The 26,805-nt window shown below is 60.7% G+C and carries 24 protein-coding genes and 1 pseudogene; 14 read left to right on the forward strand and 11 right to left on the reverse strand.

The genetic code is table 11. From position 1 onward, the window contains the following. Positions 1-144 precede the first annotated feature (144 nt). Positions 145-427, reverse strand: a pseudogene (locus F7R06_RS16385) (transposase); the annotation flags it as partial. Here F7R06_RS16385 and F7R06_RS16390 point away from each other — a divergent pair. The 3 genes from F7R06_RS16390 (at position 397) to F7R06_RS16400 (ending at position 3,614) form a co-directional block, all read left to right on the forward strand. Next, a complete protein-coding gene (locus tag F7R06_RS16390) occupies positions 397-708 on the forward strand; it encodes a hypothetical protein (RefSeq protein WP_090323385.1) in 312 nt (103 codons plus the stop codon). The pseudogene F7R06_RS16385 and the gene F7R06_RS16390 sit on opposite strands and share 31 nt — an antisense overlap. Positions 709-1,020: 312 nt before the next feature. Further along, complete coding sequence (locus tag F7R06_RS16395) at positions 1,021-1,953, forward strand: cation diffusion facilitator family transporter (protein ID WP_090323384.1); 933 nt, start codon at positions 1,021-1,023, stop codon at positions 1,951-1,953. Between the two features lie 830 nt (positions 1,954-2,783). Continuing rightward, entirely contained in the window at positions 2,784-3,614 is an 831-nt protein-coding gene (locus tag F7R06_RS16400) for a type 1 glutamine amidotransferase domain-containing protein (protein ID WP_090323382.1), read from the forward strand. Positions 3,615-4,362: 748 nt separating this feature from the next. Here the strand turns inward: F7R06_RS16400 and F7R06_RS16405 are convergent. Next, positions 4,363-4,635 (reverse strand): hypothetical protein, encoded by a 273-nt coding sequence (locus tag F7R06_RS16405; protein WP_090323380.1) that lies wholly within the window; start codon positions 4,633-4,635, stop codon positions 4,363-4,365. Between the two features lie 293 nt (positions 4,636-4,928). Between F7R06_RS16405 and F7R06_RS16410 the strand changes: the two genes are divergently transcribed. From F7R06_RS16410 to F7R06_RS16425, 4 genes are all read left to right on the forward strand, one after another. Beyond that, the gene (locus F7R06_RS16410) at positions 4,929-6,290 is read left to right on the forward strand and encodes an MATE family efflux transporter (RefSeq protein WP_090323379.1); all 1,362 of its coding nucleotides are present in this window, start codon (positions 4,929-4,931) and stop codon (positions 6,288-6,290) included. Positions 6,291-6,455: 165 nt separating this feature from the next. Then, positions 6,456-7,058: a YceI family protein gene (locus F7R06_RS16415; RefSeq protein WP_090323377.1), complete on the forward strand. Its 603-nt coding sequence runs from the start codon at positions 6,456-6,458 to the stop codon at positions 7,056-7,058. Positions 7,059-7,060: 2 nt separating this feature from the next. After that, positions 7,061-8,113 carry a DUF2235 domain-containing protein gene (locus F7R06_RS16420; protein WP_090323376.1) on the forward strand — a complete coding sequence of 351 codons (1,053 nt, stop codon included), beginning with the start codon at positions 7,061-7,063 and terminating at the stop codon, positions 8,111-8,113. Between the two features lie 173 nt (positions 8,114-8,286). Beyond that, positions 8,287-9,009 (forward strand): GNAT family N-acetyltransferase, encoded by a 723-nt coding sequence (locus F7R06_RS16425; protein WP_090323374.1) that lies wholly within the window; start codon positions 8,287-8,289, stop codon positions 9,007-9,009. 392 nt (positions 9,010-9,401) lie between these two features. Here F7R06_RS16425 and F7R06_RS16430 read toward each other — a convergent pair whose 3' ends face one another. Both F7R06_RS16430 and F7R06_RS16435 read right to left on the reverse strand, forming a co-directional pair. After that, the gene (locus F7R06_RS16430; protein WP_090323372.1) at positions 9,402-10,532 is read right to left on the reverse strand and encodes a DmpA family aminopeptidase; all 1,131 of its coding nucleotides are present in this window, start codon (positions 10,530-10,532) and stop codon (positions 9,402-9,404) included. A gap of 163 nt (positions 10,533-10,695) precedes the next feature. Beyond that, positions 10,696-11,799 (reverse strand): polyamine ABC transporter substrate-binding protein, encoded by a 1,104-nt coding sequence (locus tag F7R06_RS16435; protein WP_090323371.1) that lies wholly within the window; start codon positions 11,797-11,799, stop codon positions 10,696-10,698. Positions 11,800-11,910: 111 nt separating this feature from the next. On the opposite strand from F7R06_RS16435, the gene F7R06_RS16440 reads away from it, so the two are divergent. Further along, positions 11,911-12,684, forward strand: a complete 774-nt coding sequence (locus tag F7R06_RS16440) for a helix-turn-helix transcriptional regulator (RefSeq protein ID WP_090323369.1) — start codon at positions 11,911-11,913, stop codon at positions 12,682-12,684. A gap of 48 nt (positions 12,685-12,732) precedes the next feature. On the opposite strand, the gene F7R06_RS16445 is transcribed toward F7R06_RS16440, so the two are convergent. Then, a complete protein-coding gene (locus F7R06_RS16445) occupies positions 12,733-13,674 on the reverse strand; it encodes a class I SAM-dependent methyltransferase (protein WP_090323367.1) in 942 nt (313 codons plus the stop codon). A gap of 218 nt (positions 13,675-13,892) precedes the next feature. Between F7R06_RS16445 and F7R06_RS16450 the strand changes: the two genes are divergently transcribed. The 6 genes from F7R06_RS16450 to F7R06_RS16475 all read left to right on the forward strand — a co-directional run bounded on the left by F7R06_RS16450 (position 13,893) and on the right by F7R06_RS16475 (position 19,016). Then, a complete protein-coding gene (locus tag F7R06_RS16450) occupies positions 13,893-14,510 on the forward strand; it encodes a cytochrome b/b6 domain-containing protein (protein WP_090323366.1) in 618 nt (205 codons plus the stop codon). Further along, complete coding sequence (locus F7R06_RS16455) at positions 14,507-15,292, forward strand: molybdopterin-dependent oxidoreductase (RefSeq protein ID WP_090323364.1); 786 nt, start codon at positions 14,507-14,509, stop codon at positions 15,290-15,292. Before F7R06_RS16450 ends, F7R06_RS16455 begins: the two co-directional genes overlap by 4 nt. Positions 15,293-15,345: 53 nt before the next feature. Next, complete coding sequence (locus F7R06_RS16460; RefSeq protein ID WP_090323362.1) at positions 15,346-15,627, forward strand: pentapeptide MXKDX repeat protein; 282 nt, start codon at positions 15,346-15,348, stop codon at positions 15,625-15,627. A 401-nt stretch (positions 15,628-16,028) separates the two neighbouring features. Next, positions 16,029-16,541: a formaldehyde-activating enzyme gene (fae, locus tag F7R06_RS16465; protein ID WP_090323359.1), complete on the forward strand. Its 513-nt coding sequence runs from the start codon at positions 16,029-16,031 to the stop codon at positions 16,539-16,541. A 10-nt stretch (positions 16,542-16,551) separates the two neighbouring features. Further along, the gene (locus tag F7R06_RS16470; protein ID WP_090323357.1) at positions 16,552-17,586 is read left to right on the forward strand and encodes an aldo/keto reductase; all 1,035 of its coding nucleotides are present in this window, start codon (positions 16,552-16,554) and stop codon (positions 17,584-17,586) included. After that, on the forward strand, positions 17,583-19,016 hold the full coding sequence (locus tag F7R06_RS16475) for an NAD-dependent succinate-semialdehyde dehydrogenase (protein ID WP_090323356.1): 1,434 nt from the start codon (positions 17,583-17,585) through the stop codon (positions 19,014-19,016). The genes F7R06_RS16470 and F7R06_RS16475 overlap by 4 nt, the downstream gene beginning before the upstream one ends. Before the next feature lie 131 nt (positions 19,017-19,147). Here F7R06_RS16475 and F7R06_RS16480 read toward each other — a convergent pair whose 3' ends face one another. The 6 genes from F7R06_RS16480 to F7R06_RS16505 all read right to left on the reverse strand — a co-directional run bounded on the left by F7R06_RS16480 (position 19,148) and on the right by F7R06_RS16505 (position 26,658). After that, positions 19,148-20,023, reverse strand: a complete 876-nt coding sequence (locus tag F7R06_RS16480) for a LysR substrate-binding domain-containing protein (RefSeq protein WP_090323353.1) — start codon at positions 20,021-20,023, stop codon at positions 19,148-19,150. A gap of 208 nt (positions 20,024-20,231) precedes the next feature. Beyond that, positions 20,232-21,413, reverse strand: a complete 1,182-nt coding sequence (locus F7R06_RS16485; protein WP_174552478.1) for a hypothetical protein — start codon at positions 21,411-21,413, stop codon at positions 20,232-20,234. Between the two features lie 95 nt (positions 21,414-21,508). Further along, positions 21,509-23,158 carry a dipeptide ABC transporter ATP-binding protein gene (locus tag F7R06_RS16490; protein WP_090323351.1) on the reverse strand — a complete coding sequence of 550 codons (1,650 nt, stop codon included), beginning with the start codon at positions 23,156-23,158 and terminating at the stop codon, positions 21,509-21,511. 2 nt (positions 23,159-23,160) lie between these two features. Beyond that, positions 23,161-23,997, reverse strand: coding sequence for an ABC transporter permease (locus F7R06_RS16495; protein ID WP_090323349.1), 837 nt, complete (start codon positions 23,995-23,997; stop codon positions 23,161-23,163). After that, a complete protein-coding gene (locus tag F7R06_RS16500) occupies positions 23,994-24,947 on the reverse strand; it encodes an ABC transporter permease (protein WP_090323348.1) in 954 nt (317 codons plus the stop codon). The genes F7R06_RS16495 and F7R06_RS16500 overlap by 4 nt, the downstream gene beginning before the upstream one ends. A 76-nt stretch (positions 24,948-25,023) precedes the next feature. Beyond that, entirely contained in the window at positions 25,024-26,658 is a 1,635-nt protein-coding gene (locus tag F7R06_RS16505; RefSeq protein WP_090323346.1) for an ABC transporter substrate-binding protein, read from the reverse strand. Positions 26,659-26,805 lie beyond the last annotated feature (147 nt).

The following is a 26,805-nucleotide window of genomic DNA, read 5'->3' on the forward strand; positions in this document are numbered from 1 at the left end:
ATCGGGTCCGGCGACTGCTGAGGTGCGGAGCAGGAATCTCATGTTTTCACGGGTCAGCAGCCGAGCATCGCTGGTGCTCTGACGAACGTGCATCAAACGTGAGCATCCGCCGACCCATGTTCACGCGTTGCCAGCCAGACGAGTGACCAACCCGGCGTCCATGCAACGACGCAGCACCTCGTTGAACAACCAGCGAAAGAGCTCGCTGTCCCGAAAACGGCCGTGTCGATTTTTGGAAAAGATCGAGTGATTAGGGACTTCATCTTCAAGGCTCAAACGGCAGCACCAGCGATACGCCAGGTTCAAATGGGCCTCTTCGCACAACCGCCGCTCTGAGCGAATGCCGTAGCAATAGCCCACGATCAGCCATGCGGATCATCAACTCAGGATCAATCGATGGACGCCCAATCGGGCTGTACCAGCTCGCGCCTCGTACTTCGAGTATGGGCCGTCGATTTCGAGCTCACGAACGAGCATTCTTCAGCGCTGTGGATGGGTTCAGTTGTGGAGGAGCGCCTCTATCATCCGCTATCCCTCGTCACGTTGGCTTCGACACAGCCCGATGTGAATGCACCACGGGGTACTCTGGCTGCCGCTTTTAACAACGAACGGCTCCTGCCACGAACCGAAGGAACGGCAAACGGGGATTGGGATGGCAATGTCCTGTTAGCCCGACAGGGCAAGGCACAGAAAACAATGTCCGACTGATCGCGACAGGCAACAATCGACCCAAAATCTGGCAATCACTATCACTGCCGAGCCGGGTGACTCATCCCGCTTTAAAACATCAATTTTGCTGAGTTCCAGAAAGTTTGAATTACGCGAAATATTAGTATTTACACCATCATGCTCAGTTGTCGAAAACCATCTTTCGTGCGCGGCATGATTAATGCCGTCAACATTGCGCCGGCGTAATTTCAAGCCTTACACTTTAAGGCCATTTAAAAATAGAAATTCCGCCGGGCACATCCATCGCTCATGTTGCGTAGCGAGTATCAGTTTCAATGACAGGAATAAAAAATGAGTTATGAAGAGTTCTCTGACGAGCCTGAAGACGAAGGCTTCAGTCAACTTGCGCGTGCAGCGGCAGCCTCCCGCTGCACGTGGGTGAGTGTCATCGTTAATATCGCGCTTTCGCTGACCCAGATTGCCGTTGGACTGCTATCGAAATCCCAAGGGCTTGTAGCCGATGGCATTCATTCATTATCCGATCTGATCGCTGACTTTGTCGTGTTGTTCGCCAGCCACAAAAGCAAGCAGGAGGCCGACGAAGGTCATCCCTATGGGCATCTGCGTTTTGAGACCGCCGCGTCCATGGTATTGGGAATACTGTTGTTGATCGTGGGTGTTGGCATGATTGGCTCCGCGGTGCTGAAGCTTGAAACCCCCGAATCAATTCCGACGGTGCACGCGGTCGCGTTGTGGGTTGCCTTGGGAGCGTTGGTCGCCAAAGAGTTGTTATTTCGCTTTATGCTGAGGGTCGCCAAAAAAGTTAAGTCCAGCTTGTTGGTTGCCAACGCCTGGCACGCGCGCTCCGACGCCGCTTCCTCCTTGGTGGTGGGCATAGGCATTGTCGGTAACCTGGCGGGATACCCGATTCTTGACCCCATTGCTGCGCTGGTGGTCGGTGGCATGATTGCCAAAATGGGCTGGACCTTCACTTGGGATTCATTGCACGACCTGATGGACCGTGCGGCTGATGAGCAAGAGATCGCAGCGATCCGCGAAACGCTCCAACAAACACCAGGTATCAAAGGTGTCCATGATCTACGTACTCGAAAAATGGGCGACATGATCATGGTGGACGCTCATATCGAGGTGGATGCCTCAATTACTGTTGAGCATGGTCATGCCATCGCCGTGGCGGCCAGGGAGAACGTGATGCAAAGGCACCGCGTTTTGAACCTGATGACGCACGTTGACCCTTGGCATCGCCCGGACCTCGATCATTGATCATTTGCAATACATCTCTGAAGAGTGACGGTAGGGTTATCACGCAAGAGTTTGTATTAAGGTCATTACAATAAAACCTTGATTATTCACGCACGCATCACATTTTTTTCACGTCTTGCAATGCCTGAAATATACAGCCGGGCTTGTGACTGGGAGCGGATCTCAGTTGTTTTAAATGAGTGGATACCGTACTAAATGCCCTGAATATTTAAACAATGACGCCGATAGTATCAACTCAAACTACTGCTCCTTAAGGGGATTAACATGACATCGGCAATAAGCACTTCGACCCATATCACCCTGCCTCAAGCCGCCGCCATCAAACTCGAAAAGCCCCCAACTGTGCAGATAGATAGCGACGGCGATCATGACGGGAGTAAACCGGGCGAAGTCGAGCTGCCAAAAGCTACCTCAGGATCTGTGGGTACCCGCATCAATACCACTGCGTAATGGGCCCCAGGCGTAAACTCAAGACATTAACGTCTGAGAACAAAGCCTGCAGTCCTTCTCATCCGACAAAAAAACGGGCGCCTTCAGCGCCCGTTTTCACTCACTGCGCCCCCTGCGCCCGCAGTCGCCGCCCGATCACATCCATCAAGTCACACCCATCCCGCAGGAAGGATCGCGGGATGGTAAGCAGGACGGCCTGCGTCAGCTATGTCCCGGAGTTTGCACCGAGAAAATTCTGGCGGCGGGCCAAGCACCTCAGCGACAGTAAGTCCTGCCTATTGATTACTCAGTGTAATAAGTGAAATTCAATTCATGGGCTCTATCGCTTTTTGCTCTAGTAATAAGATGCCTCCATCAAACCATCCCTACTGGAGAATCGCGTGAAAAAAACCATTATTGCCGTACTGCTGGCTGCCGCCGCTAACTATGCCAACGCCGGCACGGTATTGGTTGTACTGTCGGATCAGGCTCAACTGGACCTGAAGGACGGCAAGGTCATGCAAACAGGTTTCTTCCTGAATGAGTTAATGCAACCGGTGCAGACCTTCATCGCGGCGGGTCAAACCGTCGTATTTGCCACCCCTAGCGGCAAGGCGCCAACCGCGGACCAGAAGTCCAATGATGTGAGCTTCTGGGGCGGCGATGAAAAGGCCCGTCAGGAAAGTCTCGCGCTGCTGGATACGCTGAAGCTGACCTCGAAGAGCGGCTCGCCGGCAATCAGCTTCGCGCAGGTTCAGAAAATCGGCTACGACAAGTTCGATGCCGTATTCGTGCCTGGCGGCCATATCCCGATGCAGGATCTGCTGAAGGACAAGCAACTGGGCCAACTGCTGACCAACTTCCATGAAAAAGGCAAGATCACCGGCTTCACCTGCCATGGCACCATAGCCATGTTGTCGGCGATCCCGGACGCGCACGGTTTTGTCTCCGCGCTGGAATCGGGCAAACAGCCGGCAGCGCCAGCCAACTGGATTTACAAGGGCTACAAAGTCACCGCCTTCACCGACGCGGAAGAGGAGCAGGCCAAAGGTTTCCTCGGCGGCGGCCATATGAAACTGTTCCCGCAAGATGGCCTGACGGCAGCCGGTGCTAACTTCTCCGAAGCCAAGCCGTGGAGCGAGAACGTGATCGAAGACCGCGAAGTCATTTCCGGCCAGAACCCTCAATCGGCCAAGGCAGTCGCCGTGGCGATGCTGGCGAAACTGAAGTAATCCTGAGCGGTCGCTCCGGGCAAGTCGGGTCGTAGGTGCTGTGGGTCGATCTGCTTCGGCTCCAGCACCACCGTCTATTCCGACACGCTGCAAACTTATGTGTCGGAAGCTGACACCCGCACATTAAGTCCAAGCCCGAGGGTGGCTTCGTAATTCCCTCGTTTAGAGATTTACCACCCGACAGTTTTTGTTCCTGCCTTCCAGTGCGTTGCTTCAAATTCTTGTGCCAACGACGCTATTTCTTGGTAGAGGGTCTTGTACAAAGAACCGGATCGGTCCGAGCCAAAGTCAAGGTGTGATCGATAATCTGCAAAGTCGCACCTCAACTGTCTGCTGATATGCGTTCGACCTGAACAATTATTTGCATGGCACCGGACTAACCCGATACCAAAGTCTTAAGCGACCGGAAATGACCCGGTGAGGCTGGCGACAGACAGAAATTGGCCGATTGCTGATGGTCATAGATGGCTGCAATTGACCGATGTCGAATAAAAAAACGCTCGAGAAAAAAGGGGCATTGCAACGTGGGCGCCGTCCATTTCAGGAGCTGGCTTGGCGGGTCGCCGTATCGCAGCGATGGTCGTTAACAATAAAGCCGGTGGACTGGAAAAACGCGGCGCACTCCAGGGCATCGACAGCAAGCTGGCTCCACAAGTATTGCGTTAGCGTTGTATCCCGGGATTCCGTGAAGAACAAAAAATGCCTCGTCCGACAAAACAAACGGGCGCGGTCAGCGCCCGTTTCCCACTCACTCCGCCGCCTGCGCCCGCAATCGCCGCCCAATCACATCCATCAAATCACACCCATCCCGCAGCGGAATGGCCAGCAATCTGGAAAAATCCGACAACACCACCGTGTCGCAACCGATCTCGGCGCGAAAGGCAATGTTCTCCAGCACCTGCGTCACCGTGCGAATACGGTAATCGGCCATGGCTTGCAGAACGTCGAGTGGGGCTTGGGTATCAATGAACAGCGAGGCGGGAATCATGTCGATTCCGGTGAGAGGCATGTATCGATTCATTCTGAATGATCTCTGTCTGATTGGCTCAAGGCCGTCAATTGGTCATTCTCTGTTGTCAGGTCGCCAAACCCGAATCGCCATTTGGGCGACGGCGCAGACTATAAGCGGCATGGAATCCGTGCGGTAGGTGAGTCATTCCGAGCTTTTTGTAGGACCCATGACGACAAAACCTCGGACTTTTCCCCCCATGCCAGAAATCCCGACCCAACCCTCAAATGTTCATTGCCCCAGGCTCGTAACTCACCGAAGCTATCCTCATCAGCCCTCACGTCGTCGAGATGGACCTCCACCCCATGCAAACCCCCACCCAACCCCTGCGCCCGCTCTGGAAAACCTACCTCCTGTTCCTCGCCCCCATGGTCCTGTCGAACTTCCTTCAGTCCATGTCCGGCACCGTCAACAGCATCTACATCGGCCAAATGCTCGGCACCCAGGCCCTGGCGGCCGTGTCCGGCATGTTCCCCATCGTGTTCTTCTTCATCGCCCTGGTCATCGGCCTTGGCGCGGGGGCAGGGGTGTTGATCGGGCAGGCCTGGGGTTCGCGGCAGACGCATCTGGTGAAGGCCATCGCCGGCTCGACGCTGTTGTTGGGCCTGTTGATCGGTTTGGTGGCGGCGGTGGTGGGGAGTGTGTTTGCGCGGTCGTCGCTGGTGGGGCTGGGGACGCCGGGTGATGTGCTGGACGATGCGGTGGCGTATGCCCATGTGATGTTGTGGTTCATGCCGACGCTGCTGGTGTTCGTGTTGTTCACCCAGTTGCTGCGCGGGGTGAGCGATACCTTGTCGCCGCTGCTGGCGCTGGTGGTCTCGACCTGTATCGGACTGGCGCTGACGCCGGCGTTGATTCGCGGCTGGCTGGGGTTGCCGCCGATGGGGATTCAGAGTGCGGCGTTTGCCGGGTTGGCGGGCAACCTGGCGGCGATGGGCTGGCTGGCGTGGCGCTTGATTCGTAACGGGCATCCGCTGGCGCCGGACCGGGAGTTTTTCGCGGCCATGAAGCTGGACATGGCGATTCTCGGCAAGGTACTGCGCATCGGTTTGCCGACCGGCTTGCAGATGGTGGTGTTGTCGCTCTCGGAGCTGGTGATTCTGGCGCTGGTCAACCAGCACGGTTCCCAGGCGACGGCGGCTTATGGCGCGGTGACGCAGATCGTCAATTACGTGCAGTTCCCGGCGCTGTCGATTGCGATCACGGCATCGATCCTCGGCGCGCAGGCGATCGGGGCAGGGCGCATCGAGCGAATCGGCTCGATCTTGCGTACCGGGCTGATGATCAACTTGTGCCTGACCGGTGGCCTGGTGGTGTTGGGTTACGGGCTGTCGCACTGGTTGCTGGGCTTGTTCCTCACCGAAGAGGCGACGCGAAGCATGGCTGAACACCTGTTGCACATCATGCTCTGGAGCCTGCTGGTGTTCGGCTTCCAGGCGATCATCGGCGGCATCATGCGCGCCAGCGGCACGGTGATGGTGCCGGTGGCGATTTCCATTGTGTGCGTGGTCGGCGTGCAGTTGCCGGCGGCGTACCTGCTGGATGCGCGGTTCGGGCTGCAAGGGGTGTGGATGGCGTTTCCGCTGTCATACTTGGGGATGCTGGCGTTGCAGACGCTGTATTACAACCTGGTGTGGAAGCATCAGAAGATTGAGCGGTTGGTGTAGTTCTGTCGGAATCCGCCTGGGGGGTGTTGCGGCGCGAATGAGGGCGATCCGCTGCAACGGGTTTCAGGTGGATTTAGCCGCCGTTCTTTGCTTTAGTCCTTCTACTGCCGGCTGGCATGCGATTGACACCTCAACCCCTGAGGAAGCCCTGGCCCGGAGAGCTCCATGAACGTTCGATTCACTCGTCTCACCGCTGTGGCGGCCCTCTTCGCGGCGGGTATCCTGCCCGTCGCCGAGGCGGTGGAATACGCCGATGTGAACACCACGGCCAGTACCATCAGCTTTACCTATGACCAGATGGGGTCGAGTGTGTATGGCACCTTCTCCAGGTTCCAGGGCAGCCTCTATTTCGACACGGTCAGGCCCGAGTCGGCCCACGCCAGATTGATCATCGAACTCGACAGCATCGACGCGGGCAGCAGCGACGCGAACAGTGAATTGAAGAAGACCGCCTGGTTTGATACCGCGGCTTATCCGCAGGCGATTTTCGAGTCGACCGGTGTCAAGGACCTTGGCAATAACCGCTATCAGATCACCGGTAACCTCACGCTCAGGGGCAAAACACGGGAGGTGGTGGTGCCGGTTCTGCTGAAGGCGGAGAACGCCATCGGCATTTTCGACGGTCAGTTAACGCTTAAACGCAGCGACTTCAGCATCGGCGAAGGGGAGTTCGCCAGCGGTATGGTTTCCGACGACATCAACATCCGGTTTCGCATGGTCGCGCCCCAACGCAGCGATCATGCATTGCCCGTTACTGAAGGGAGATAGTCATGCCAAAAAAAATCATCATTGCATTTGATGGCACCTGGAACCTGCCGGATCAGGCGCCGGAAATCGACGGCGATTCCAGCACCAACGTCGTTAAGTTACATGACGCGATCCTGCCGGCGCACAAGGACGGCACGGTCCAACTGGCGGTGTATATCCCCGGTGTGGGCACCGATTGGTACGACAAACTGGAAGGCGGCGCCTTCGGGGTGGGCCTGTCCAAGAAGATCAAGGAGGGTTACCTGGCCCTGGCCAAGAGCTACGAAGACGGTGATCAGGTGTACATCATCGGCTTCAGTCGCGGCGCCTATTCGGCGCGCAGCCTGGTGGGGCTGATTCGAAACGTCGGGCTGCTGACCAAAAAACACCTCAATCGTATCGACGAAGCCTACAGCCTGTACCGCACCCGAGATTCCAGTGCCGACACCGAAAACGCCCAGTATTTTCGGCAAAGTTACTCGCGGGAAATCGAGATCCACTTCCTGGGCGTCTGGGACACGGTCGGTGCGTTGGGTGTTCCGTTCAAATCGGCCGAGTGGTTCAACCACAAATATTACGAGTTTCACGATACCGAGCTCAGCGGGATTGTGCGCAATGCCTTCCATGCCGTGGCCATCGATGAGCATCGGGAAAATTACGAATGCACACTGTGGGACCCGATTGCCAAGCCCAATCAAGTCATGGAACAGCTTTGGTTCTGTGGGGCCCATGCCAATGTCGGAGGCGGCTATACCGATAACAACCTGTCGGACATCCCCCTGCGCTGGATGGCCGATAAGGCCATGGACTGCGGGTTGGAGCTGGACCCGATGAAAATTCCCCGGCAACCCAAAACGCTGCCTGATATCACGGATTCCTACAGTGATTTTCTCGGTGGAACCTACCGTTTGCTCAATGCCCGGTATTTCCGGCCCGTCGGCACCAAAACGTTCGGTCAGGAATGCATTGATGACAGCGTGCAGCAGCGCGTAACCACCGTTGGCACGTATCGCCCGAAAAATCCGGTGGGTGTGTTTTTATCAGGCGATTACCGGCCGGTGAACAAGATCAGTTGATCCAGTGTGGCGATGGAACCGGGGGGCGGCGTGCGGCTGACTGAGCATGTCAGCCCCATACCGCAACGCCTCCCGTGGATCGACCAACGCAGGCCAGTAATGCGCCCGGGCACGTTATGATAGGCAGCCCCGCGATCAACGCTTTACCCCAGCCCCCGGAGTCAGCCCGCGCAATGCCCCAGATCAGCCACTTCAAAACCCCGTGCCCCGAGCACATCAACAGCCAGATCCTGCAGATGGTGGTCGATAACCTGACCGACATCAGCATGGTCGCGATCCCGCCCAGCAACCTGTTGTACAACGTCTACCAGTATGCGATCGGCTATGAGGTGCACCTGTATCTGGAGGCGTTGAACGGGGCGAAAGGGATCGATGTGGAGTTGCTGGTCGCCACCGATCTGGACGATCCGGACAAGGTCATCGGTTTTTTGCTGTACCTGCCGGTCAAGGATGATCCCGAGGCCTGCGGCGTCGCCTATATGGCGGTGGATGCCAGCCATCGGCGCCAGGGCGTTGCGCGCAAAATGCTGCGGGAGATGGTCGGTCGCTATCCCCATGCCGAGCTGACCTGCGCGGTGGCCAAGGTGCCGTACTTCGAAGCGATGGGCTTTCAGGTCGTGGGTACGCGCGCGACCCAGGTGCTGATGAACACCCGCGACCACGGCACCGACGGCCTGATGGCGCTGCTGGATGTGGCGTCGATCTACAGCTCCCTGGAGGTGCGGCAGATTCATACCTATCTGCTGCAAAAGCACGGCAAGCGCGCCATGCTCGACGCGGAAAAACAGCGTGACCGGCATCTGGACCAATTGACGCGCAAGGCCAGCGAGTTCGTGCGCGATCGGTTGGGGGAAGACGCCGTGCCAGCCACCGGCCCGCGCTTGCGCCTGGTCTGATAACCCGATCAAAACTGCAGGAGCGAGCCTGCTCGCGAAAAACGCCCGGACACCACGGGCATTCAGACAGCCGGCGTTATCGTTGACGTCCACCGCGGGCAAGCCCGCTCCTACAGGGTGCGGATGTCAGGCAGCACAAAGCCCGGCCATATGCCGGGCTTTTTCTGGTCTGGAAGTCGCGCAGTTAAAAAAGAGCCTCAAAGCTCTTTGATGGGGAGGAAGTGGAGCCATTGAGGCTCAATATGCGCGTGATGCAGGCGGTGAGCTTGATAGGGGTTCAGTACACTCACCACCTGCGCAACGGCTTGAGCAAGCAAGCGGCTGCGCAGAATCATCGTAGAAAGTTGGGGGTTCGACCTCAAGTACCGCTAGTCGAATCACCCCCATAATTGTCAGCTTTTACCCTGCCGCGCACCCGGCCAACCGGCCTGCTGCAAGGCGTCGAGCAGCGTCGGGGCATCCAGTCCCGGTACGGCATGCCCATTGCCTTCGGCGCTGTCGGCGGCCAGCAGGGCGTTGATGATGGCTTCCTCCACCGCTTCGGTGGCCGCCAGGAACAATTCGCTGATGTGATCGTTATTGACCATGCTCAGATTGCCCGTGGTGGGCGCACGTTTGCTCTCGTAGGCGGCGGGCGGCACGTGCGCGTTGCCGGTGGAAAAGGCGATAAAGATGTCACCGCTGTGGTCTTCGTTGCCACCGCCGGTGCGGGCCAGGCCGAGGCTGGCTCGTTGCGCCAGGCGTGTGCATTGGTGTGGCAGCAACGGCGCGTCGGTGGCCAGGCACACCACGATCGAACCCATGCCCGGATGCGGCAGCGACGCCTTGAGGAACGGCGAATCCACCTGTTCCATGTAGCGCCCGACCGGGTAGCCATCGACGCGCAACTCACCGCGAATGCCGTGGTTGGCCTGAACGATGGCGCCGACCGTCCAGCCGCCCTGAGCACTGTCCAGCCGTCGCGAAGCGGTGCCGATGCCGCCCTTGAATTCATGGCAGATCATGCCGCTGCCACCGCCGACATTACCCTCGGCCACCGGGCCGCTTTCTGCCGTTCGCAGGGCTTGGGCGACGTGCTCGACCTGCACATGGAAGCCGTTGATGTCATTGAGCAAACCGTCGAAGGTTTCCAGCACCACCGGCATGTTCCAGTAGAGCCGGCCGTCGTCCGGTTGCTGTTCACGGTCCAGCACGATCAGCGCATCACGCACCACCCCCAGGCTGTGGGTGTTGGTAAAGGCGATCGGACTGGTCAACAGACCCGCTTCGCGAATCCATTCCAGACCGGTCGCGTCGCCATTGCCATTGAGCACATGGACGCCGGCAAAGCACGGTTGCAGGCTGGTCGAACCGGCACGGGGTTCGATCACGGTGACACCGGTGAGGATGTCACGACCCTTGGCGCTGCGGCCGCGTACATTGCTGTGGCCGACGCGCACACCGGGGACATCGGTGATGGCATTGAGCGGGCCGGGTTGCAGTTGGCCAATCTGGATATTGAGGTCGCGGGCACGTGGTTTCATCGGTTTACTCATCTTCGAATTCGTGGGTTGAAAGTGTCTGACTAACAGCGCTGATCCACTTGTGGGAGCGAGCTTGCTCGCGAATGCGGCGTATCAGGTGAAGTGATGTCGACTGACCCTAAGCCTTCGCGGGCAAGCCCGCTCTCACAGGGGCCGTGGTGTGTCATTCGCCGTTCTTGACCTTGCTCCACACCCGCGTCCGCACCCGTTCGGTAGCCGGTGGCAAGGGTTGCAGGGTGAACAGGGTGGCCAGGGCTTCGGCCGACGGGTAGACCGCAGGGTTGTTACGGGTCGCCTCGGCCACCAGGGCCGTCGCGTTGCGGTTGCCGTTGGGGTAGTTGAGGTGATTGCTGACCGGGGCAATGACATCGGCACGCATCAGGTAGTCGATAAAGGCCAGCCCTTGTTGCGGATGCGGAGCATCCTTGAGCAATACCAAGGTGTCGAACCACACCGGTGCGCCTTCCTTGGGCAGGCTGTAGGCGATCTTCACGCCATTGCCGGCCTGCTCGGCGGTGGCCTTGGCTTCCAGCATCGCGCCGGACCAGCCCACCGCGACGCAGATATTGCCGTTGGACAGATCGCTGATGAATTTCGACGAGTTGAAGTAGGCGATATGCGGCCGCAGCTTGAGCAGCAACGCTTCGGCCTTCTTGTAGTCCTCGGGGTTGGTGCTGTTGGGCGGCAGGCCCAGATAGTGCAAGGCGACCGGCAACATTTCCGAGGGCGAATCAAGCATCGCCACGCCGCACTGGCCGAGCTTGGCCAGGTTCTCCTCCTTGAACACCAGGTCCCAGGAATCCACCGGTGCCTTGTCACCCAGGGCCGCACGGACCTTGTCGACGTTGTAGCCGATGCCGTTGGTGCCCCACAGGTACGGCACGGCGTACTGGTTGCCCGGATCGTTGTGGGCCAGTTTCGCCATCAGATCCGCGTCCATGTTGGTGAAATCCGGCATCTGGGCATGGGGCAGCGGGGCGAGGGCGCCGGCCTTGATCAGGGTCGGCAGGCTGAAGTTACTGGCCACCACCACGTCGTAGCCGCTGCGGCTGGTCAGCAGTTTTCCTTCCAGGACTTCGGCGCTGTCGAAGGTGTCGTAGACCGGCTGGATACCGGTGTCACGCTTGAAGTCATGCAGTGTGTTCGGGCCGATGTAGTCGTACCAGTTGTACACGTGCACGGTCTCGCCATCGGCGGCGACCGCCGACAACGAGATCGCCAGACAGGCGCTAAACCCCAGATTGAAATACGAGCGGTGACCACTCATGATGCGGCACTCCTGGCCTGCTGCAGGCCGGTGATAATCAGGAGTCTGCAGCGTATCGACCGGGGTGGCCGTCACCCATTCCCATCATGGGTTACTCGAAAGGGGTAGTGCGTGGACGCGTTGTTGAAAGAGTTACCGCTGCACCAGGGGCTGGCGCGGGTATTCGGTTCGGTGGGCCAGGACGGGTTCTGGCGGGCGCTGGTGGACACCCTGCGTTTGCTGGTGCCGCTGGACAACGCGCTGGTCGCGGTGATGCAGGCGGGAAGGGTGCCCGGCCTGCTGATCGATTTCGACTCCCGGGGCGCTGCCGACGAGCATGAAGAGCTGGCGGATTACTGCGCCGGGATGTACCTGCTCGATCCGTTTTACCTGGCGGTGTGCGCGGGCATCGCCGATGGCTTGCACAGCCTCGACTCGGTGGCGCCCGACCAGTTCCAGCAGAGCGAGTACTACCTGAGTTATTTCCGCTCCGTGGTCGGCGGCGACGAGTTGCAGTTCATGCTCAACGTCGACGGCGCCGTGCTCGGTTTATCACTGGGGCGTTCGACACGCTTCAGCCTCGAAGAGCAGGGCCGCCTGCTGTGCGTGCGCGATTGGGTGCTGGCCGCGATGCGTCGACATTCGCAATTGCTGCCGCCGCAAGGGCCGGCGGCCGAGGCGGTGGCCGGCGATCTGGCGACCTTGCTGGACCGCTTCGATGCACGCCTGTCGGCACGGGAAATCGAAACCGCGCGCCTGATTCTCCAGGGCTTCTCCAGCAAGGCCATCGCCCAGCAAATGGGCATCTCGCCGGAGACGGTGAAAGTGCATCGACGCAACCTCTATCACAAGCTCAATGTGAACGGCCATGGCGAGCTGTTTGCGCTGGTGTTGCGGCCGCGCTGACGCGTTAGTTTTTGCAGGGGCCGCGTACAACCATGGGGCGGTGGTGTTTCAGCTTTGCAATTTGAACACCAGCGCCTTCAACCCGCATTCGATGTCGGCATCCGGAAACTCCGGCGGATTGTCCAGCCGCTCTATGAATTGCAGGCTCGGCGCTTCGCGGGTCACGCCGTCGATCAGGAAGTCGGCACCGAAGGCCGGGTCGTTCATGCAGGCCAGAACAGTGCCGTTTTCAGCGAGCAATTCCGGCAGGCGGCGCAGCACGCGCTGGTAGTCCTTGGTCAGCAGGAAGCTGCCTTTCTGGAACGACGGCGGGTCGATGATCACCAGGTCGTACGGGCCTTTGCCAATGACTTTGCCCCAGGACTTGAACAGGTCGTGGCCTAGGAACGTCACCTTGCCCAGGTCATGGCCGTTGAGCCGGTGATTGTCGCGACCACGGCTCAGGGCCGGGCTGGACATGTCGAGGTTGACCACGTGGGTCGCGCCGCCTTCGATGGCTGCGACAGAGAAGCCGCAGGTGTAGGCGAACAGGTTCAGCACCCGTTTGCCCTCGGCGTTGGCCCGTACCCAGTCGCGGCCGTAGCGCATGTCCAGAAACAGGCCGGTGTTCTGTTTGCGTCCCAGGTCCACCCGGTACTTCAGACCGCCCTCGACAATCGTCAGCTCGTCGATTTCTTCCCCGAGCAACCATTCGGTGGTGCTTTGCAGCAGGTAGCGATGTTGCAGCAGCAGGGTATGCGCGCCGGATTGCGCCCAGACGTCCGACTGCGTGAGTGCCAGCAGAAGCTGTTTCAACGCCTCCAACTGCGCCGCTTCCGGCTCCTTGAACAACGCCACCAGCACCACGCCCTGCAGCCAGTCGACGGTCAACTGCTCCAGCCCCGGCCAGCAGCGGCCACGGCCGTGGAACAGGCGGCGGGTTTCGGCGGGGGCAGCCGCCAGGGCGGTCAGCAAATGTTCGCGGAGGGTGGCGAGGGCTTCAGGGTTCATCGGGTCAGGTCGGTCATTTGAAGGGGGCGGCATTTAACCATAGTTGCGGCACGGGCGGATCACCCAAACCCTGTAGGAGCGAGCCGGCTCCGGGCGGCTCGCTCCTACAAGGGATCGGGTAGGCAGTTATCACGATTTATTTAACTTTACGTGAGGATTTGGCGACCTTGTGCCTCCCATACTCGGCCCCAACGAACAACAACAGCCGGGAGCCCGTCATGTCGCCGCTACCTGCCTCACCCAGAGCCAGCCATCCTCGATGGCTAAGGCTGACCCACTGGCTCAACGCCCTGGCGGTGCTGGTCATGGTCACCAGCGGTTGGCGCATCTACAACGCCTCGCCGATCTTCGATTTCAGCTTTCCCAAGTCGATCACCCTCGGTGGCTGGCTCGGTGGTGCGCTGCAATGGCACTTCGCCGCCATGTGGTTCCTGGCGATCAACGGCCTTGTCTACCTGGCGTTCAACCTGTTCAGCGGTCGTCTGAAACGACGCTTTTTCCCGGTCTCGCCCAAAGGCGTGTTGCAGGACCTGTGGGCCGCGTTGCGGGGCAAACTCGGTCATGCCGACCTTAGTCATTACAACCAGGTACAGCGCGTGGCCTACCTGTTCGTGATGGTCGACATCACGCTACTGGTGCTCTCCGGGCTGGTGCTGTGGAAGTCCGTGCAGTTCCCGCTGCTGCGTGAACTGATGTGGGGCTACGAAGGCGCGCGCCGCGTGCACTTCTTCGCCATGGCGCTGTTGGTCGCGTTCGTGGCGGTGCATCTGGTGATGGTCGCACTGGTGCCAAAAACGCTGGTGGCCATGATCGTTGGACGTAAGGAGCACGTATGAAAAAGCGCATTCAAGGATCGGGTCTGGATGAGTCGTCCATCCTGACCGACGCCCGGAAGATCCTCGCCCCGCAAATCGAAGACCGCTCGCGCCGTTCGTTCCTGCTGCGCGGCCTGACCCTCGGTGGCGTGGCGATGTTGTCCGGCTGCAACCTCACCGACAACGAAAGCGTCAACACCGCCTTGTCGTCGATGTCGCGCTTCAACGATCGGGTGCAGGGTTGGCTGTTCAACCCCAACGCCATGGCGCCGACCTATCCGGAATCGATGATTACCCGGCCGTTTCCCTTCAATGCCTTCTATGGCATCGACGAGGCACCGACGGTGGACGAGGAGAGTTATCGCCTGGAAGTGACCGGCCTGGTCGCCGACAAGCGCAGCTGGCGCCTCGAAGAGCTGCGCGCGATGGCGCAGACCGACCAGATCACCCGGCACATATGCGTCGAAGGCTGGAGCGCGATCGGCCGCTGGGGTGGTGTGCGCTTCAGCGATTTCCTCAAGCGCGTGGGCGCCGACACCGATGCCAAATACGTCGGCTTCAAATGCGCCGACGACTACTACACCAGCATCGACATGGCCACGGCACTGCATGCACAAACCTTGCTGACGCTGACCTACGACGGCGCGGTGTTGCCACGCGAGTACGGCTTCCCGATGAAGCTGCGCATGCCCACCAAGCTCGGCTACAAGAACCCCAAACACATCCAGGCGATTTTCGTCAGCAACACCTACAGCGGTGGCTACTGGGAAGACCAGGGCTACAACTGGTTCGGTGGCAGCTGACGGGCGCCCGGCCATTTCCTTTGTACACACCCCACGCATCAAGGAGTTTCATCATGAAAAAGCTGACCACCGTTGTTCTGTCCATGTGCCTGGCTGTCGGCGCTGCCAGCGTGTTTGCTGCCGATACGATGAGCAATGACAGCATGAGCAAAGACTCGATGTCCAAGGACGCCATGTCCAAGGACACGATGAAAAAAGACGCGATGTCCAAGGACACGATGAAAAAAGACACGATGTCCAAGGACGCCATGTCCAAGGACACGATGAAAAAAGACAACATGTCCAAGGACAGCATGAGCAAGGACACGATGAAAAAAGACAACATGTCGCAGTAAGCCCGGATAGCTATAGACCCTGTAGGAGCGAGCCTGCTCGCGATGGATTTGAGAACACCGCGGGGTGTCAGACACCCCGCGTTTTCTTTGACGTCCATCGCGAGCAGGCTCGCTCCTACAAGTCTTTCGCTCGTCTTGGCGGGGGTATGACTTGAAGTCATGCCCCCATGATTTTTAATGGTTACAGCCCCGCAAACCCCCAGTGTTAAAAAATCGCAAACCAGCTCATCAACAACAAAAAAGAGCGTTTGCAACCATGACTCATCATCACTGCCGCGTCTTCGCCAGCGACCTGCTGCGCTCTTCGATCCCGACCCTTTGCCACGCCATGGCCCACGCCGGCGTGCGCTGCTGACCACCCCCAAACAAATCCCTCTGCGTCCTGAATAGAGAATCGACCCATGAAAGAACTCGACCTGTACATCGGTGAAGGCTTCGAAGGCCCTGGCGTGAACGCCGCGCACATCAACATCCTGATCGGCCCGCGCAACGGCCCGGCAGGGCAAGCGTTCGCCAATAGCCTGGCATCCCCAAGCCAGGGTCATTGCCCGTTCATGGTGATCGCCCAGCCGAACATCCCGGTCAAGCCGATGACCCTGTACGTCAACAAAGCCGCGATCGGCAGCGATCTGCACGGCAACGCCACCTGGGGCGCGTCCCAGGCCGGTATCGCCAAGGCCGTGCTCGAAGCGTTGCTCGACGGCACCCTGCCGCCGGAGGCCGAAGACGAGTGGGCCATCGTCACCGCCAACTGGGTCAACCCGGCCTGCGATGACCTTGATGCGGTGTACCTGAACAACTACAACGCCTGCCGCACGGCGATCCGTGCCGCGCTGACCGGCCAGCCGGAAACCGCGCAACTGGCCGACGTGGTCAATCACATCAGCAACCCTTTCTACACACCAAAAGCCTGAGGTCCGCGCCATGCAATACATCCGTTTGGGCAACTCCGGCCTGCAAGTCTCCCGCCTGTGCCTGGGCACCATGAACATGGGTACCCCGGACTGGAAACCGTGGATCTTCGATGAGAAGAAAAGCGAGCCGATCGTCAAGCACGCCCTGGACAACGGCGTGAACTTCATCGACCTGGCGGACTTCTATTCCGCCGGTGTCGGCGAAGAAGTGGTAGGGCGCATCGTCAAGCGCCTGGCCCGTCGCGACGACCTGGTGATCACCACCAAGGTCGGCTACGGCACCCGCACCGGGATCAACGCCAGCGGCCATTCGCGCAAGCACATCATGGACAGCATCGATGCCTCGCTCAAACGCCTGGACATGGATTACGTCGACGTCTTCATGCTGCATTACTTCGACGTGAACACCCCGGTCGAAGAGACCATGGGCGCCCTGAACGACATCGTGCGCTCCGGCAAGGCCCGTTACATCGGCGTGTCGACCATGCTCACCGGGCAGCTGGCGAAAATCCTCATGGCCTGCGAGCGTAACGGTTGGGTCAAGCCGATCAACATGCAGCTGCAACTGAACTGCGCCTACCGCGAAGAAGAGCGCGAGATGATCCCGTTCTGCCGCGACCAGGGCCTGGGCGTTTCGGTGTTCAGTCCGCTGGCCCGTGGCTTGTTGACCGGTGACGTGCAGTCGACCCGCAACCAGACCGACTTTTTCACCCAGCAGATGTACAGCGACGAAGCCTCGTTCGAGATCGCCCGTTCGGTGCAGCGCGTAGCCCGCGCTCGCGGCGTGTCCAACGCGCAGATCGCCCAGGCCTGGGTCGCCAACCACCCGGGTGTGGATTGCATGCTCGTCGGCGCCGACACCACCGAGCAATTCGACAGTGCCCTGGCGGCCCTGGAGACCAAGCTCGACGCCGAAGAATTGCATGAGCTGGAGCGCAACTACACGCCGTGCGACGTGATCAACGATTACACCGCCGGCAAACGTATCTTGCGTACCGCCCGTCCGGGCCTGGAACGCTTCAACCTGACCGAGGCGGTGGCATGAGCGCATTGATCCGTCACGGCAACTTCATCGATGGCCAATGGTCCAGCGGTGGCCCGACTTACCCGGTATTGAACCCGGCCACGGGCGAGTTGATTGCCGACGTACAAAAGGCCGGTGCCGAAGAAACCAACCTGGCCATTGCCGCCGCCAACCGCGCGCTGCCGGCGTGGCGCAAGCTGACCGCCAAGGAACGCAGCCAGCGCATCAAGCGCTGGGGCGAATTGATGCTGAGCAACCAGAAGGAGTTGGCGACACTGCTCAGCCGCGAACAGGGCAAGCCATTGGCCGAAGCCATGGGCGAAGTGGTCTACGCCGCGAGTTTCCTCGAGTGGTTCGCCGAGGAAGCCAAGCGTGCCTACGGCGACGTGATCCCGAGCCACAAGGCCGATGCGCGGATCATCGTGGTCAAGGAAGCCATCGGTGTGGTCGCCGCGATCACCCCGTGGAATTTCCCGTTGGCCATGGTCACCCGCAAGGTCGGCCCGGCGCTGGCGGCTGGTTGCACGATGATTCTCAAGCCGTCGGAAGAAACCCCGTTGTCGGCGTTCGCGTTGGCGGTACTGGCCGAGCAGGCGGGCATTCCGGCCGGTGTGTTCAACGTGGTGTCCGGTGATGCCGTCGCCATTGGCGGCGCGCTGCAAGCCTCCGGCATTGTGCGCAAACTGTCGTTCACCGGCTCCACCCGAACCGGCAAATTGCTGATGCGCCAGGCCGCCGACACCTTGAAAAAGGTCTCGCTGGAACTGGGCGGCAACGCGCCGTTCATCGTCTTCGACGACGCCGATATCGACGCGGCGGTCAAAGGCGCGATGGCCTCGAAATTCCGCAACACCGGGCAAACCTGCGTCTGCGTGAACCGCTTCTTCATTCAGGACGGTGTCTACGAAGCCTTCACCGGCAAGCTCGCCGAAGCCGTGGCCGCCATGCGTGTCGGCAACGCCCTGGAAGGTGAAACCGAACAAGGTCCGTTGATCAACAGCGCAGCGCTGGCCAAGGTCGAACTGCACGTCAGCGACGCGCTGGAGAAGGGCGCCAAGGTCTTGTGCGGCGGCCGTCGACATGCCTTGGGTGGCACGTTCTACGAACCGACCATCCTTGCCGAAGCCAACAGCGACATGCTGATCGCCCAGGACGAAACCTTCGGCCCGGTGGCCGCCTGCTTCCGCTTCAAGGACGAGGCTGAAGTGCTGCAACGGGCCAACGACACACCGTACGGTTTGTCGGCCTACTTCTACAGCCGTGACATCGGCCGCGTGTGGCGCATGGCCGAAGGCCTGGAAGCGGGCATGGTCGGGATCAACGAGGGGATCATCTCCACGGAGGTGGCGCCGTTCGGTGGCATCAAGGAATCGGGCCTGGGTCGCGAGGGTTCCAGGTACGGTCTGGATGACTACCTGGAAATCAAATACCTGTTGATGGGTGGTCTCTAAGGACGCACACCCCCTGTAGGAGCGAGCCGGCTCGCGATGGACTGGAGAACACCGCGGGGTGCCAGGCTCCCCGCGTTATCGTTAACGATCATCGCGAGCAGGTTCGCTCCCACAAGGGGGGCATCGTTGCCCTAGGGATTACTGACCAGTTCCAGCCACTCGGTAAACAACCGCACCTTCGACAAGCCCCGTTTGTCGTTCGCCACGTCCAGCCAATAGCCGTACGGCCCGACTACTTCCACCGGGGTGATGGGCAACAGGCTGCCGTTGGCCAGTTCCTTTTCGATCATCTGCCGGTCGATCACCGCCAGGCCGCCACCGGCCAGTGCGGTATGGATCACCTGATCCAGGGTGCTGAATTCCAGGCCTTGCCCGGCATCGACATCTTCCCGGCCCATCGCCGCCAACCAGTTCTCCCAGACCTTCAAGCGCTTGCCGTTGTGCAGGATGTGCAGCAGCGGAAATTGCTGCAGGTCCGGTGCCTGGCCATCGATGAACAGCTCCGGGCTGGCCACGGCGATGTGCCGTTCCATCACCAGCAACTGGCTGTGGCATTGGGGGGCGGCTTCGAGGCCGAAGCGGATGTGGCAGTCGATTTCGGCGAGGCTGTCGTGACTGGCCTGATGGGTGACGCTCAGGCTGATGTCCGGGTAGCGCTGGCAGAAGGCGCGCAAGTGCGCCGATAGCCAGCGAGTGGCCCAGGTCGGCGGGGCGACGATGCGCAGGCGCTGACGCAGGTTGGGCACGCGCACCGCCTGCAGGGCACGCTCGATGTGGTCGAAGGCGTCGCTCAGGTGCGGCGAGAGGGCGATGCCGGCCTCGGTCAGGGACAGGCCCTGGGGCGTGCGAATGAACAACGCCACCCCGAGGTAGTCTTCAAGCTGCTTGATCTGCCGGCTGACCGCGCCCTGGGTGACATTCAGGCCCAGGGCGGCCTGGCTGAAACTGCGATGCCGCGCGACCTCTTCGAAGACGCGCAGCATGTTGAGCGAGGGCAGTTGACGCATGGAAGAAGGGGCTCCGTACCTGACGCCGACATGGCTGATGTTCTGGGTGCCTATATGACGGTTAGCAAGGGGCCGATGCAAGTGTTGATTGGGCTGACGCCATCGCGGGCAAGCCCGCTCCCACAGGGATCACCTGACCTGTGGGAACGGGCTTGTCGGGTCGCCGCATCGCCGCGAAGGCGTTCTCACGAACGCCAAATACGCCGGATCAGAAGTAATACCCGATGTTCATGTACAGCTGATTCTCCCACTGGTTCGTGCCCCCGGCACCCAGGCTCTGGGTGTAGCTGCTGCCGCCAATGTACGGATCGTTTTTGCCGAACAGCCATTCGGTGGCGATCCACAGTTTGTTCAGCGAAAACGACGTACCAAGGATCATCCGTTGCGAGGTCTCGAAGTCGCTGGCGGATTTGTCGAAGGCGCTGTAGTTGGCGTAGAGCTTGACGCCGCTGATCTGGTCGAACAGGTACTTGCCGGCCACGTCGTAGCTGACGTCGGCCACATACAGATTGCCGCGGCTGGCAACGTTGTAGGTGCCGTCGTAACCGCCGAGGGTCACCAGTTCATCGGAGCCGAGGTTGCGGGGTGACATCTGCTGGCGCGCCGCCTGCAATTGCACGCCCCACGGACCATTCTTGCCCATGTAGTGCACGCCCACGACGTTGCGTCGGCCGTTGTTGTCGGTGTCCTTGTTCTCCAGCGTCGAGGTCAGGCCGGAGAGGCCGACTTCGGATTTCCATGGCCCCAGGTCCAGGGCCTTGGCCACCCGCAGCACCACGGTGTTGCGTTCCTGGTTGTGGCTGCCATCGGCGACATAGCTGTCGGCTTCGGACACCACGCTGGAGTAGGTAACCCCGTTGCTGGTGCCTTTGCCTTGCCACGCCGGACGCAGGTAGTAACCGGCCTGGACGTTCCAGTCACCCGATTGCTGGATGTACTTGGCGCCGACCTGTTGCACGTCTTCCAGGCCGATGACGTTGCCCAGGGTTTCGTAGAAGGTGCTGCCGAAATACGGCTGCAAACCGAACGGCACGGTGTTCAGGCCCACTTGCACCTGCTGGTCGGGGTTGAACTTGTAGCCGGCCCAGGCGTACTTGGCGAATTGGATGTCGCCGTAGTTCTTGGTGTACTGGTAGGGATAGGAACGCCCGTAGAAGCGGTACTGGGCTTCACCGATCCAGGTGTCGGAGTTGTATTTGGCGCTGAGGAACACCGTGTCCAGGCCGAACTTCTGAATGTCGCGATCCGGGTCATAGTCCCATCGGGCACGCACCGCGCCGCCGAGGTCGAGGTTGTCGGTGACTTGCACGGCCATGGCCGGTGCCGCCAAAGCGCCGAGGACAGGAATTAAAGCAATGGAACGGATAGCGCGTGGGGTGATTGTGCGCACGGTCTTACTCCCGATTTCTGATTTTTATGGGCAACAGCAACCCCGGCCGCGGCGAGCGCCGCAGCACGGGGCAAAGGGTTTTGGCTTCGCCGGGCCTAAGGCCTGATCAATCTCAACGCCGGGCCATCCACCGGCACGGCGGGTATCGCCGATGCACCGGGCGCGGCCGCGAGCAGCGTCTGGGTGTAGCTGTTTTGCGGTCGCAGCAGCACCTGTTCGGCGGTGCCGTATTCGACGACTTCACCCTGGCGCATCACCGCGATGTAATCGCTGATTTGCGCGGCCACCCGCAGGTCGTGGGTGATGAACAAAATGCTCAGGTTCAGTCGCTGTTGCAGTTCGGCCAGCAACTCCAGCACCTGCTTCTGCACCGAGACATCCAGCGCCGAGACGCTTTCATCGGCGATCAGCACTTCGGGGCGCATGGCCAGTGCCCGGGCGATGCCGATGCGTTGGCGCTGGCCGCCGGAAAACTGCCGGGGTTTGCGTTTGAGGGCGTCACGCTTGAGCCCCACCTGTTCCAGCAAATCACCGGCCTCGGCCCACGCATCCCCGGCCGACAAGCCGCGCAGTTGTGCGGCGCGGGCGATGATGTCGCCGACCCGGTGACGTGGATTGAGCGAGCCGTAAGGGTCCTGGAAAATCATCTGGATGCGTCGCCGGTTGGCGGCCAATGCCGAGCCGCGCAGGGCCAGGAAATCGGTGTCACCGACCCAGACGTGACCGCTGTCGCTGTCCACCAGGCGAATGGCCGCCTTGACCAGGGTGCTCTTGCCCGAACCGGACTCGCCGACGATGGCCAGGGTCTTGCCCCGTGGCAGTTGCAGCGAGACATCCCGCAGGGCCGCCACCGATCGACCGCCGACGTTGTAGGTCTTGGTCAGGTGTTCGATGCGCAGTGCCAGCTCTCCGTCGGCGCTGGGCACGTGCAGTTCCGGGTGCAGCGCCGGGACGGCGGCGATCAATTTGCGCGTGTACGGATGCACGGGGGCGTTGAGCACCTGATCGCGCTCACCGATTTCCACCAGGCGGCCACCTTCCATCACCGCGATGCGATCGGCGATTTCCGCGACCACGCCAAAGTCGTGGGTGATGAACAGAATCCCGTGCTGACCGCGTCCACGCAATTCACGCACCAGTTTCAGCACTTGTGCCTGGGTGGTGACGTCGAGGGCCGTGGTCGGCTCGTCGGCGATCAGCAGGTCCGGGCTCATCGCCAGGGCCATGGCAATCACCACGCGTTGGCATTGGCCGCCGGACAACTGGTGGGGAAAGCTGTTGGCGATCCGTGGCGGGTCGGGCAAATGCGTCGAGTCGAGCAGGGCGAGCATGCGTTCCCGGCGCTCGGCGGCGGGCATCTGCGGTGCATGAATGTCGAAGATTTCCTCGACTTGCTGACCGATGCGGATGGCCGGGTTCAACGCCGCCATGGGCTCCTGGAAAATCATCGCGATGCGATTGCCGCGCAACCGGCGCAAGGAGTGTTCGTCCATGCGGCAGATGTCGCCGCCGAGAAAATCGATGACTCCTTCGCTGTGCCGCAAGCCTTTGGCGTAGTCGCCCATGATGGCGGCCGAGAGCACCGATTTGCCTGAACCGGACTCGCCGATCACGCAGAGAATTTCGCCTTTGCGCACATCCAGGTTAATGCCTTGCACGGCGTGGGTGCGGTCGGCGCCGGCAGGCAGTTCGATGGAGAGGTTCTCCACCCGCAGCACTTGTTGCAGATTTTGATGTGGGCTCATGCTCAGCTCCTTGTGCCTTTCTGGGCGTGTTCGTCCAGACCGTCCGCCAGCAGGCTCAGGCCCAGCATCAGGGTGGAGATGGCAATGCACGGGAAGATCACCAGGTGCGGGAACGCGATGGCCATGCTGCGACCTTCGTTGATCATGCCGCCCCAGTCCGGGGTGGGCGGTGGCAGGCCGAGGCCGAGGAAGCCGAGGGCGCCGATCATGATCGCGGTGTAGCCGATGCGCAGGCAGAAATCGACGATCAGTGGGCCGCCGCAGTTGGGCAGGATTTCCACCAGCATGATGCGCAGCGAACCCTCGCCCTGGGTGATCGCACTGAGTACGTAGTCCCGGGAACGGATATCGATGGTCAGGGCGCGCATGATGCGGAAGATCGCCGGGGCGCTGGTGAAGGTCACCGCGATCAGGATGTTCAGTGCCGAAGCACCGAGGGCGATGATGATCACGATGTACAGCACCAAAACCGGGAACGACAGCACGGTGTCGGCGACGTAGGACAGGAACCCGTCGACCTTGCCATTGAAGTAGCCGGCGCACAGGCCCATGGCGATGCCCACGGCGAAGGCCGTCAGCGTCGCCAGGATCGACCAGAACAGTACGGTGCGCGTCCCCCAGATCAGTCGCGAAAGAATGTCCCGGCCAATCAGGTCGGTGCCCAGCAGGAAGCTTTGACCCGAGCCGTAGGCGGTCATTGGGGTCAGCAACGGGCTGAAGCTTTCCAGCGGGTCATGGGGGGCCAGCCACGGGGCAAACGCCGCGATCAGCACCCAGCCACCGACCAGCAGCAAACCAAGCAGGGCCAGGGGATGTTTGAACGATTGCAGGAAGCTCATTGGCCACCTCCGCCAAGACTGCGCAAGGTGATGCGCGGGTTGAGCCAGGTGTAGGCCAGGTCGGAAAAGATTTTGGTCGCGCCGACCACCGCGCCACTGATCATCGCGCAGGCTTCGATCAGGTAGACGTCGTGGTTCAGCGAGGCGGTGTACAGCAACGAACCGAAGCCCTTGTAGGCGAAGAACACCTCGACCACGATCACGTTCGACAGCAGCCACGGGATGTACAGCATGATCACCGTGATTGGCGCGATGAGTACATTGCGCAGGGCGTGGCGCAATACGATGCGCGAGGTCGAGGCGCCTTTGAGGCGAGCGGTGCGGATGTACGGCGCCTGCATCACTTCGACCATCGACGCGCGGGTGATGCGGGCCAGGTAACCGATGCCGAACAGGCACAGCACCATCAGCGGCAGGGCCAGTTCGGCGGCGTTGAAACCGTCGCTCATGCTGCTCACGCCCGGCAGCCAATTGAGCCAGAACACGAAAATCGCCGAGACGAACACCGCACTGGCGAAGTCCGGAATCGAGGTGGTGACGATCGACAGGAACGACACCAGGCGATCAACGAAAGAGCCCTGGCGGATGCCGGCCAGAATACCCAGGGTCAAGGCCACCGGCACCATCACCAGCAGCGCCAGTCCGGCGAGGGTCAGGGTCTGCCCCAGGTTCGGCAGCAGCAGGTTGATCACCGGCTCGCGAAAGTGCACGGACGTGCCCCAGTCGCCACTGACAAAATCCTTCAGCCAAACCAGGTAGCGCCACAGGAAGGGCTGGTTGTAGCCATGTTCCACCAGCCACGCGGCGCGTTGGTCGGCGGCGGAGTAGGGGCCGAGGACGTTGATCGCCACGTCCTCGATGTTCAACTCTAGGGCGACGAACACGATCAGCGACACCGACAAAAGGGTCGCGATCAACGCCAGTAATTTGCGTAACAGAAATTCAGCCATGCTTGCAGGCTCCAGCTAATCAAGGGATGCCGGCCCGCCGCACCCTGGGGTGGGCGAGCGCGTAGGGGGCTGCGCGTCAGGCGCTCAACCAGACTTCATCCATTGGGTAGAAGTCCGAAGGGTGAACCTTGAACCCCTGGACCTTCTTGCTGGTGGCGGTGAACTTGTCGGCCCAGAACGGCTGCACCATCACGCTGGCCTCCTGGAGGATGCGTTCGACGTCCTGCATGGCGAGGGCGCGCTGCTTCGGATCGATGATGCCCATGGCCTTGTCCAGCGCGGCGTCGAACGCCGGGTCGCTGTAATGGCTTTCGTTCCAGGCGGCGCCGCTGCGGTAGGCCAGTTCCAGGGACATCACGCCCAGCGGACGGTGTGCCCAATAGGTCAGGCTGAACGCCGCCTTGTCCCAGATCGGCCAGTACTGGGTGGCCGGAATCACTTTGAGGTTGATGCGGATTCCGGCCTCCAGGCAGTTCTGTTGCAGGATCTGCGCGCAGTCCTGCTCGTAGCGGCCCTGGGTGTTGCCGACGATCAGGTCGATGTCGATGCCATTGGGGTAACCGGCGTCGGCCAGCAGCTTTTTCGCCCCGGCCACGTCCCGTTCGCGTTTGGGCAGCGGCGCGTATTCCGGGTGTGACGGCGCGACATGGTGGTTTTCGCCAAGGGTGCCCATGCCGCGATAGGCGATTTTCAGCATCTGCGCGTTGTCGGCGCACAGCGCCACGGCTTTGCGGATACGCACATCGGTGAACGGCTTCTGGTCGCAAGCCATGCGCATGACCACGGTTTGCGCCGACTTGCAGCTGAGCAACTGCGCGCCCGGCAAGCGCTTGGCCAGGTCCAGCTCGGCCACTGTGACCCGATAGAGCACATCGACCTGACCGGCCTGCAAGGCCGCCAGATGGGTCGAAATGTCGGTGCCCATGTCGACGTAACGCAGCTCGTCGAGGTTGGCCGGTTTGCGCCAGTAGTCTGCCCGTTTGGCGAAGGTCGCCTGTTTGTTGACGGCAAACGACACCAGTTTGAACGGGCCGGTGCCGATCGGGTTTTTCGTCCAGTCGTCACCGGCCTTGAAGCTGCGGTGCACGAGGGTACAGGTGAAGGCGCTGAGCATTTCCGGGATGGCCAGGATCGGACGCTTGAGCACCAGGCGGAACTGGTACGGACCGGTTTTCTCGAAGGAATCGATGTCCTGGAAGGCCGTGCGGTTGACCGACTTGGAGTCGGCGGCGATCCAGCGATGGATGTTGTGTTCGACATCGTCGCTGGTGAACTCGTCGCCGTTGCTCCACTTGACGCCCTGGCGCAGGTTGAAGGTCCAGACCTTGAGGTCTTCGGACGGGCTCCAGCTCTCGGCCAGGTACGGATGGGTGATGTTGTCGGCGTCGACCCAGGTCAGGAACTCCAGGGAGTTGCGCAGCAGGTTCGAGGCTTCGATCCAGGTGATCAGCATCGGGTCTTGGATTTCCTGGATGGCGCAGGCAAAGCGCAGGCTGCCACCTTGGCGCGGCGGCTGTTGCTCGGCGGCGAACGCCGGGTCGCTCAGTAATGCCGAACCGACGAAGGTGCTGGCGCTGGCGACGGTGACGCCCAACAGGACGGCGGTACGCAGGAATTGTCGACGGTTGATCTGGCCATTCGTTACCTGTGAGCACAGGTCTTCCACGGCTGGGTGCGGCGCGGCGCCGTCCAGTGTCTTGAGCTCGTTCATAAAGCCTCTCCGATACGTAGCAAAGTGCGTTTTTCGACTGGCCGCAGCGAGGGCAGGCAGTCTGGAACTCGGGGGATCAAGTCAGCGAAAGAGTCAGCGCCGGGCACCGGGCAGGCGCAGGCGAGGCGGGCGTGAAGCCGGCGGAAC

This window comes from Pseudomonas moorei, assembly GCF_008801475.1.
GTDB lineage: Bacteria > Pseudomonadota > Gammaproteobacteria > Pseudomonadales > Pseudomonadaceae > Aquipseudomonas > Aquipseudomonas moorei.

Excerpts from the sequence above, each read along its gene's own strand:
- F7R06_RS16390 (WP_090323385.1), top strand. The coding sequence starts at position 397 with ATGGACGCCCAATCGGGCTGTACCAGCTCGCGCCTCGTACTTCGAGTA.
- F7R06_RS16395 (WP_090323384.1), top strand. The coding sequence starts at position 1,021 with ATGAGTTATGAAGAGTTCTCTGACGAGCCTGAAGACGAAGGCTTCAGT.
- F7R06_RS16405 (WP_090323380.1), bottom strand. The coding sequence starts at position 4,635 with ATGAATCGATACATGCCTCTCACCGGAATCGACATGATTCCCGCCTCG.
- F7R06_RS16410 (WP_090323379.1), top strand. The coding sequence starts at position 4,929 with ATGCAAACCCCCACCCAACCCCTGCGCCCGCTCTGGAAAACCTACCTC.
- F7R06_RS16415 (WP_090323377.1), top strand. The coding sequence starts at position 6,456 with ATGAACGTTCGATTCACTCGTCTCACCGCTGTGGCGGCCCTCTTCGCG.
- F7R06_RS16420 (WP_090323376.1), top strand. The coding sequence starts at position 7,061 with ATGCCAAAAAAAATCATCATTGCATTTGATGGCACCTGGAACCTGCCG.
- F7R06_RS16425 (WP_090323374.1), top strand. The coding sequence starts at position 8,287 with ATGCCCCAGATCAGCCACTTCAAAACCCCGTGCCCCGAGCACATCAAC.
- F7R06_RS16430 (WP_090323372.1), bottom strand. The coding sequence starts at position 10,532 with ATGAAACCACGTGCCCGCGACCTCAATATCCAGATTGGCCAACTGCAA.
- F7R06_RS16435 (WP_090323371.1), bottom strand. The coding sequence starts at position 11,799 with ATGAGTGGTCACCGCTCGTATTTCAATCTGGGGTTTAGCGCCTGTCTG.
- F7R06_RS16445 (WP_090323367.1), bottom strand. The coding sequence starts at position 13,674 with ATGAACCCTGAAGCCCTCGCCACCCTCCGCGAACATTTGCTGACCGCC.
- F7R06_RS16450 (WP_090323366.1), top strand. The coding sequence starts at position 13,893 with ATGTCGCCGCTACCTGCCTCACCCAGAGCCAGCCATCCTCGATGGCTA.
- F7R06_RS16455 (WP_090323364.1), top strand. The coding sequence starts at position 14,507 with ATGAAAAAGCGCATTCAAGGATCGGGTCTGGATGAGTCGTCCATCCTG.
- F7R06_RS16460 (WP_090323362.1), top strand. The coding sequence starts at position 15,346 with ATGAAAAAGCTGACCACCGTTGTTCTGTCCATGTGCCTGGCTGTCGGC.
- fae (WP_090323359.1), top strand. The coding sequence starts at position 16,029 with ATGAAAGAACTCGACCTGTACATCGGTGAAGGCTTCGAAGGCCCTGGC.
- F7R06_RS16470 (WP_090323357.1), top strand. The coding sequence starts at position 16,552 with ATGCAATACATCCGTTTGGGCAACTCCGGCCTGCAAGTCTCCCGCCTG.
- F7R06_RS16475 (WP_090323356.1), top strand. The coding sequence starts at position 17,583 with ATGAGCGCATTGATCCGTCACGGCAACTTCATCGATGGCCAATGGTCC.
- F7R06_RS16480 (WP_090323353.1), bottom strand. The coding sequence starts at position 20,023 with ATGCGTCAACTGCCCTCGCTCAACATGCTGCGCGTCTTCGAAGAGGTC.
- F7R06_RS16490 (WP_090323351.1), bottom strand. The coding sequence starts at position 23,158 with ATGAGCCCACATCAAAATCTGCAACAAGTGCTGCGGGTGGAGAACCTC.
- F7R06_RS16495 (WP_090323349.1), bottom strand. The coding sequence starts at position 23,997 with ATGAGCTTCCTGCAATCGTTCAAACATCCCCTGGCCCTGCTTGGTTTG.
- F7R06_RS16500 (WP_090323348.1), bottom strand. The coding sequence starts at position 24,947 with ATGGCTGAATTTCTGTTACGCAAATTACTGGCGTTGATCGCGACCCTT.
- F7R06_RS16505 (WP_090323346.1), bottom strand. The coding sequence starts at position 26,658 with ATGAACGAGCTCAAGACACTGGACGGCGCCGCGCCGCACCCAGCCGTG.